This is a genomic window from Actinosynnema pretiosum (assembly GCF_024171695.1).
In the GTDB taxonomy this organism is placed as follows: domain Bacteria; phylum Actinomycetota; class Actinomycetes; order Mycobacteriales; family Pseudonocardiaceae; genus Actinosynnema; species Actinosynnema pretiosum.
The window spans coordinates 520,345-526,577 of the sequence record NZ_JAMTCF010000005.1; the positions used below are offsets into that span (position 1 = coordinate 520,345).

Annotated in this window: 7 protein-coding genes; 2 read left to right on the forward strand and 5 right to left on the reverse strand. The window is 72.8% G+C overall.

Annotated elements, in window-relative coordinates:
• Nucleotides 1-14: 14 nt before the first annotated feature.
• Nucleotides 15-1,442 carry an FAD-dependent monooxygenase gene (locus LV78_RS13360; protein ID WP_253845541.1) on the reverse strand — a complete coding sequence of 476 codons (1,428 nt, stop codon included), beginning with the start codon at nucleotides 1,440-1,442 and terminating at the stop codon, nucleotides 15-17.
• Between the two features lie 44 nt (nucleotides 1,443-1,486).
• On the opposite strand from LV78_RS13360, the gene LV78_RS13365 reads away from it, so the two are divergent.
• Both LV78_RS13365 and cobF read left to right on the forward strand, forming a co-directional pair.
• Complete coding sequence (locus LV78_RS13365) at nucleotides 1,487-2,101, forward strand: TetR/AcrR family transcriptional regulator (protein ID WP_253845543.1); 615 nt, start codon at nucleotides 1,487-1,489, stop codon at nucleotides 2,099-2,101.
• A 34-nt stretch (nucleotides 2,102-2,135) separates the two neighbouring features.
• Complete coding sequence (cobF, locus tag LV78_RS13370; protein WP_253845545.1) at nucleotides 2,136-2,936, forward strand: precorrin-6A synthase (deacetylating); 801 nt, start codon at nucleotides 2,136-2,138, stop codon at nucleotides 2,934-2,936.
• A gap of 78 nt (nucleotides 2,937-3,014) precedes the next feature.
• Here the strand turns inward: cobF and LV78_RS13375 are convergent, their stop codons facing one another.
• From LV78_RS13375 to LV78_RS13390, 4 genes are all read right to left on the reverse strand, one after another.
• Nucleotides 3,015-3,278 (reverse strand): hypothetical protein, encoded by a 264-nt coding sequence (locus LV78_RS13375; RefSeq protein WP_253845546.1) that lies wholly within the window; start codon nucleotides 3,276-3,278, stop codon nucleotides 3,015-3,017.
• A 3-nt stretch (nucleotides 3,279-3,281) separates the two neighbouring features.
• Nucleotides 3,282-3,842, reverse strand: a complete 561-nt coding sequence (locus LV78_RS13380; RefSeq protein WP_253845548.1) for a hypothetical protein — start codon at nucleotides 3,840-3,842, stop codon at nucleotides 3,282-3,284.
• Nucleotides 3,843-4,033: 191 nt separating this feature from the next.
• Nucleotides 4,034-5,458: an RICIN domain-containing protein gene (locus LV78_RS13385; protein WP_253845550.1), complete on the reverse strand. Its 1,425-nt coding sequence runs from the start codon at nucleotides 5,456-5,458 to the stop codon at nucleotides 4,034-4,036.
• Between the two features lie 20 nt (nucleotides 5,459-5,478).
• On the reverse strand, nucleotides 5,479-6,233 hold a 755-nt coding region (locus tag LV78_RS13390; RefSeq protein WP_253845552.1), incomplete at its 5' end, for a pectinesterase family protein.

Below are 6,233 nucleotides of genomic sequence, written 5' to 3' on the forward strand. Positions count from 1 at the left end.
AGTGTCCCCCGAAATCAGCCCGAGACGCCCGCGCCCACCGCGGGCCACAGCTCCCGGACCGCCCCCGCCACCTCGCCGGCGTCCTCGAACACCCGCCACACGTGCCCGTCCGGCCTGATCAGCGCCGCCGCCAGCCCCGGTCGCGGCAGCTCCGCCGCAGGCACCCGCACCACCGGAACCCCGTCCGCCACCACGCCGCCGTCCGCGCTCAGCACCACCGGCGTCCCCGCGTGGAAGTGCCGGAACAGCCCCTCGCCGAGCACCGCCCGCGCCCCCACCACCCCGTCCCCGCCCGGTTCCGCGTAGGTCACGTCCAACGCCGACAACCGCATCGCCAGCGTCCGCGCCAACTCCCGGTTCCCCTCCAGCAGCCCCGAGAACAGCTCCCGCATCGCCCGCCCCTCCGCCGACACCCCGGTGATCAGCACCGTCTGCGCCCGCGTGTGCTCGCCCAGCGCGACCCCCACCGGCCACCGCTCCGCGTGGTAGGTCTCCAGCAGCGACTCCGGGGCCCGCCCGCGCACCGCCGAGGCCAGCTTCCACCCCAGGTTCATCGCGTCCTGCACCCCCACGTTCAACCCCACCCCGCCCGCCGGGAAGTGCCGGTGCGCCGCGTCGCCCGCCAGCAGCACCCGCCCCTCCCGGTACCGCGCCGCGACCTTCGTGGCGTTGCCGAACCGGGACAGCCAGCTGGGGGAGCGCGCCCCGAAGTCCGTGCCCGCGATCCGCCTGGCGGTGGCCCGCAGCTCGTCCAGGGTGAGCGGCGCCGCGCCCGCCGCCGGGTCGTAGCCGACCAGCCGGACCCGGCCGTCCGGCAGCGGCGCGGCCATGAGCGCGCCGTGCTCGCCGTGCCAGCTCGCGCCGGGCGCGGGCGGGTCGGACAGCTCCACGTCGCCGAGGAACCCGTAGAACGTCGACTCGCTGCCGGGGAACCCGATGCCAGCCGCCTCCCGCACCGCGCTGCCCGCCCCGTCCGCGCCCACGACGTGCCCGGCGCGCAGCTCGTAGCCCCCGTCCGGCCCGGCGACCTCCAGCACCACCTCGTCGCCGGTCTGCGCCAGCCCGGTCACCCGGTGCCCGCGCAGCACCCGCACGCCCAGCGCCCGCGCCCGCTCCTCCAGCAGCCGCTCGGTCTCGGCCTGCGGCTGGGTGAGCAGGAACGGGAACTGGGTGGGCAGGGCGCTGAAGTCCAGGCGGGTCGGCAGCATCCCGAAGTGCCAGCCGGGCGCGCGACCGCCGGTGCGCAGGAACCCGTCCTCGACCCCGCGCAGCGCCAGCACCTCCAGCGTGCGCGGGTGCAGCCCCAGCGCCTTGGAGTGCGGCGACCGCTCCAGCTCGCGCTCCAGCACGACCGGCCGCACCCCGCCCAGCGCCAGCTCGGCCGCCAGCCACAGCCCGACCGGCCCCGCGCCGACCACGACGACCCTGCCCGAGGAATTCATAGTAACGAACCTCCAGTGAATGTAGGTGCGCTACTGTAGATCTTGTGGAGACCCGTGGCTACACCTCCCCCCTCCGCGAGGAAGCGGCGGCCCGGACCCGCGAGCGGGTGCTGCTCGCGGCGGCCGAGCTGTTCGCCGAGGGCGGGTACGCGCGCACCAGCGTGGCGGCCATCGCGCGCGCCGCCGGGGTCGCGGTGAACACCGTGTACACGAGCGTCGGCGGCAAGTCCGCGCTGCTCCTGGCCATGGTCGACGACGGCGTCGCGGACGAGGCGGTGCGCGCGACCACCGCCGCGCTGACCTCCGCGACCAGTTCCGCCGAGGTGCTGGACCTGGTCGCGCAGGGCACGTCGGTGACCAGGGACCGGCGCGAGCTGACCCTGTCCGTGCTGCTGGACAACCGCGACGCGCACCCCGACGTCGCCGAGGCCGCGCGGGTGGCCGAGGCCGAGGTCAGGGCGCGGTTCGCGGAGGCGGCGGACCGGATGCTGGAGCTGGGCGGGCTGCGCGAGGGGGTGGGCCGGGACGAGCTGCGCCGGGCGCTGTGGTTCTACTTCGGCTTCCCGGCGTGGCGGGTGGTGCGGGCGGAGGGCCTGTCCTGGGGTGACGGCGCGGTGTGGCTGTGCGGCCAGGCGGCGGACTCGCTGCTGGCCCGCTGACCTTCCGGGGGAGCCGGTCCGTCCGTGGTGGACAATGGCCGGGTCTTTCCGAGTGGAACGGGTGGTGCTGGTGCGCGCGCAGGTCGAGGTCGTCGGGATCGGCGCCGGGGACCCCGGTCACGTCACGGTGGCGGCGGTGGACGCCCTGCGGCGCGCCGACGTGGTGTTCTTCCTGGACAAGCCGGGCGAGGCGCGCGAGCTGTCCGACCTGCGCGAGGCGATCCTGGCGACCCACGTCCCCGGCGGCGGCTACCGGGTGGTCCGCGCCGAGGACCCGCCCAGGGACCGCGCGGCCGACGGCTACGCCGACGCGGTGGTGGACTGGCGGGTGCGGCGGGCCGACGTGTGCGAGCGGCTGATCGCCGAGCACCTGGGGGAGGGCGAGGTCGGGGCGTTCCTGGTGTGGGGCGACCCGGCGCTGTACGACAGCATCATCGCGGTGGTGGAGGACGTCCGGGCGCGCGGCACGACGGAGTTCGACGTGCGGGTGATCCCCGGCATCAGCAGCGTGTCCGCGCTGGCGGCCAGGCACGCGACCACGCTGAACCAGGTGGCGGGCGCGGTGCAGATCACCACCGGCAGGCGGCTCGCGGCCGGGTGGCCGGAGGACGCGGACGACGTGGTGGTGATGCTGGACGCGCGCAACGCGTTCCTGGAGCACCTGGCGGAGCCGGGGGTGACGATCCACTGGGGCGCGTACGTGGGCACCGAGGACGAGATCCTGATCTCCGGGCCGCTGGCGGAGGTCGCGGAGCGGATCGTGGAGACGCGGGAGCGCGCGCGGGCGGAGAAGGGCTGGATCATGGACACCTACCTGCTGCGCCGCACGCGCTGACCTGACCTGGCGGGGCGGGCGACGGGCCTCGGCGCCCGTCGTGCGCGGCGCCCGCCGACCGGCGGGCTTCGACCCGCTTCACCCGGCTCCGGGTAGCCCGAGCGCGTCCATCGCGGTCCTGAGCAGCACCGACGCGGTCAACCCGTCCACGTCGCACGGCTGGCAGGCCAGGTCGACCACCTCGGGCGCGTCCACCCCGGCGATGATCAGGTCGCAGGCCAGCCGGACCGCGTCCTCGCCGTCGACCTCCCGCGCGCCCGGCGCGCTGGCCAGCGCGTTCGCCTCGACCACCCGCGCCGCCAGCTCATCCGGCAGCGCGCGCAGCCACGCGGGCCCCTCCACCGGTCAACGCCCCTCGGCCCGGTCCGCGCCGCGCCCGTCGTGCTCGGCCAGGCGCTGGTCCGCCAGTTCCACCGTCGCGCGGGCGAACGCGCGGATCCGGGTGCGCAGGACCACCCGCTCCTCCTCGTCCGCCCCCTCCCACTCCGCGCACAGCAGCAGCGCGCCCGCGACCGACGTGCTGTCCGGGGTCGAGTCCCAGCGGTCCCACAGGTCGTACATGCCCTCGCACGGGCCGACCTCGCCGCGCAGCACCACCCCGGCGACCTTGCGGGTGATCGTCCACTCGAAGCGGTACCAGTCGACGGCGGGCAGGCCCAGGTCGTCCAGCGCGGCCCTGAGCAGCGCGTTCGCCGTCTCGTCGGCCACCTCGCCCGGTGACTGGCAGGCCAGGTCGACCACGTGCGGCGTGTCGACGCCCGCGAGCACGAGGTCGCAGGCCAGGCGCACGGCGTCCCGGCCGTCGATCGCGTGCCTGCCCGGCGCGCTGGCCTCGCAGTTGGCCTCGACCACGCGGGTCAGCAGGTCGGGCGAGAGCTCGAGCAGTCTGGCGGGGAGTTCGTCCACAGTGGTCATTACAGGCGATCGCCCCCGTGATCACCAGCGGTTTCGCGGAACTCGTCGGGTGCGTCGCGCGACAGCGGAGCGGCGGCCGATCACGCACCGCCCCGGAGCGACCACGAAGAGCGAGAGGGGCGCGCGGCCCCCGTCTCCCGCCGTCGGGGACGGGGGCCGCGCGCCCCGGTGCTCGAACCCGCTCAGCCCCCGATGTTGCCCTGGGGCCCCGCGTACGTCCCGAGGATCTTCGGGATCTCGGCGGCCGGGTCGAGGGTGTAGCTGTAGAACGTCTTCGGGTCGAAGGCCGCCCCACCGCTCTGCTGCTTGCCGCTGGAGTTCACGACCACGTTGCCGCTCTGCTTGAGCTGCGCGGTGTCGTCCCGGTAGTACGGGTCCTTGACCTTGTCGAAGTAGGAGTTCTCCAGGACCATCTTGGTCCCACCACGCGCGTAGTTGCCGTACGACTTCACGTTCTGCAGGTAGTTGTTGTACAGGTGCGCGTAGGCGACGTTGTCGGTGCTGGGGTTGCGCTGGTTGGTGTCGCGGATCCAGTTGTGGTGGATCGTGATGCGGGCGGTGACGTTGTCGGTCCAGCCGATGCCGAAGGACTTGTTGTTGTCCGCCAGCACGTTCCAGGACACGGTCAGGTTGGTGGTGTCCTTGCGGCTGTCGATCAGGCCGTCGTTCATCCGCGTGATCGTGTTGTGGTCGATCCAGACCTTGTTCGAGCTGTCGATCTGGATGCCGTCGTAGTCGAAGTCCTTGTCGTCCGGGTCGTCGGAGGCGACGCGGGTGTCGCGGATCGTCAGGTTCCGGATGATCACGTTCGACACGCCGTTGAGGTTGAACCCGCCGTTCACGACCTGCCCGGACGTGCCGACCCCGACGATCGTCTTGTTCGACGCCACCGGGATCTCCTTCCCGTACGGCGTCACGGTGATCGCCCGGTCGACCCGGATCACGTGCGGCGTGCTGGCCGACGCGTACTTCACCAGGTCGGCGAAGTTCGTCGCGGTCACCACGGTCCCGCCCGCGCCACCGGTGGTCCCGGCCGCGCCCGCGAACCCGTCGGGCGTGCCCGACCAGGTCCGACCGGACACCGGCGTGAACAGCCACTGCTTGTTGGAGTTGGCCGTGCAGCCCTCCTGCGCGATCGCCACGCCCAGGCCCTGCCCGGCGTCCTTGTTGGCCAGGCACAGGTTGCTGGCCACGTTGACCAGCTGGTACGTCCCGGACCCCGAAGCCGTGAGCCGCCACTGCTGCATGGTGTCGCCGGAGCAGCTCCACTGCTGGGCCTGCACGAAGTACTCGGTCGTGCCGTAGGGGATGTCCAGGCACTTGCCGGTCGCCACGTTCACCAGCGCGTACGTCCCGGACCCGGACCCGCGCAGCGTCCACTGCTGCATGGTCCCGCCCCAGCAGTCCCACTGCGCCACGAGCGCGCCGTTGGCGGTGTTGCCGTCCAGGACGTCCAGGCACTTCCCGCTGTTCTTCACCGCGATGGTGTAGGTGCTCCCGGCGGCGGGCACGGCCGCCTGCGCCGAGGGCGTCGCCACGGTCAGCGCGATCACCGCGCCCAACCCGACCGCCGCGGCAGCGGCCTTGAACAGGTGCTTCTTGCGCATCGTCTCGGCTCCTCGCCGTGTCAGCTGATCGGGTTCCAGCCGTCGCTACCGGCCAGGTACTTCTGCGGCGTGTACTCGGCGGCCTGCGAGTCGGACAGCTGCGGCCGGTTCGAGTTCGACCCCGCGCCGCTGCCCGTGTTCCGGTACTCCAGGAAACGGGCGTTCTTCCAGTTGTTGTCCGACATGTTCGTCCACGGCTCCGCCGTCTTGATCGTCGACGACAGGCTCGACTCCCGGTACAGCACCTGCGCGTCCGGACGCCACGGCCGACCCAGCTGCGTCACGTTGTTCGCCGCACCCGTGATCGTGGACTTGTAGAACAGGAACCCGTACTTCCGGCCCGCCTCCGTGCTCGCCGCCGTGATCGGCCCACCACTGGAGCGCTTCTCGTGCACCGTCGTCCGGTGGAACACGATCGTCCCCCCACCGAAGATGAAGTCCACCGTGCCCTCGACATACGAGTCCACCACGTAGGCGCGGGTGGCGTCGTTGACCAGGAACGTGTCCTGATCACCCAACAACCGCACGTTCCGCAGCACGATCCGATCCGCGTTCGTCTGCAACGCCACCGCCTGCGCCCCCGACGGCACGCTCGACTCGTCCAGATCGTTCGAGATCGTCAGGTTCTCCGCCACGAAACCCGCACCCCGCGCGAAGAACGACGCGCTGTTCGACGTCCCGTGCGTGTACGCGCTGTTGTTGTAGACGATCACCGTGCCCGACGGCCCCGACCCCAACCCCCGCAACGTGATGTTCGGCTTGTTCGCCGGAACGG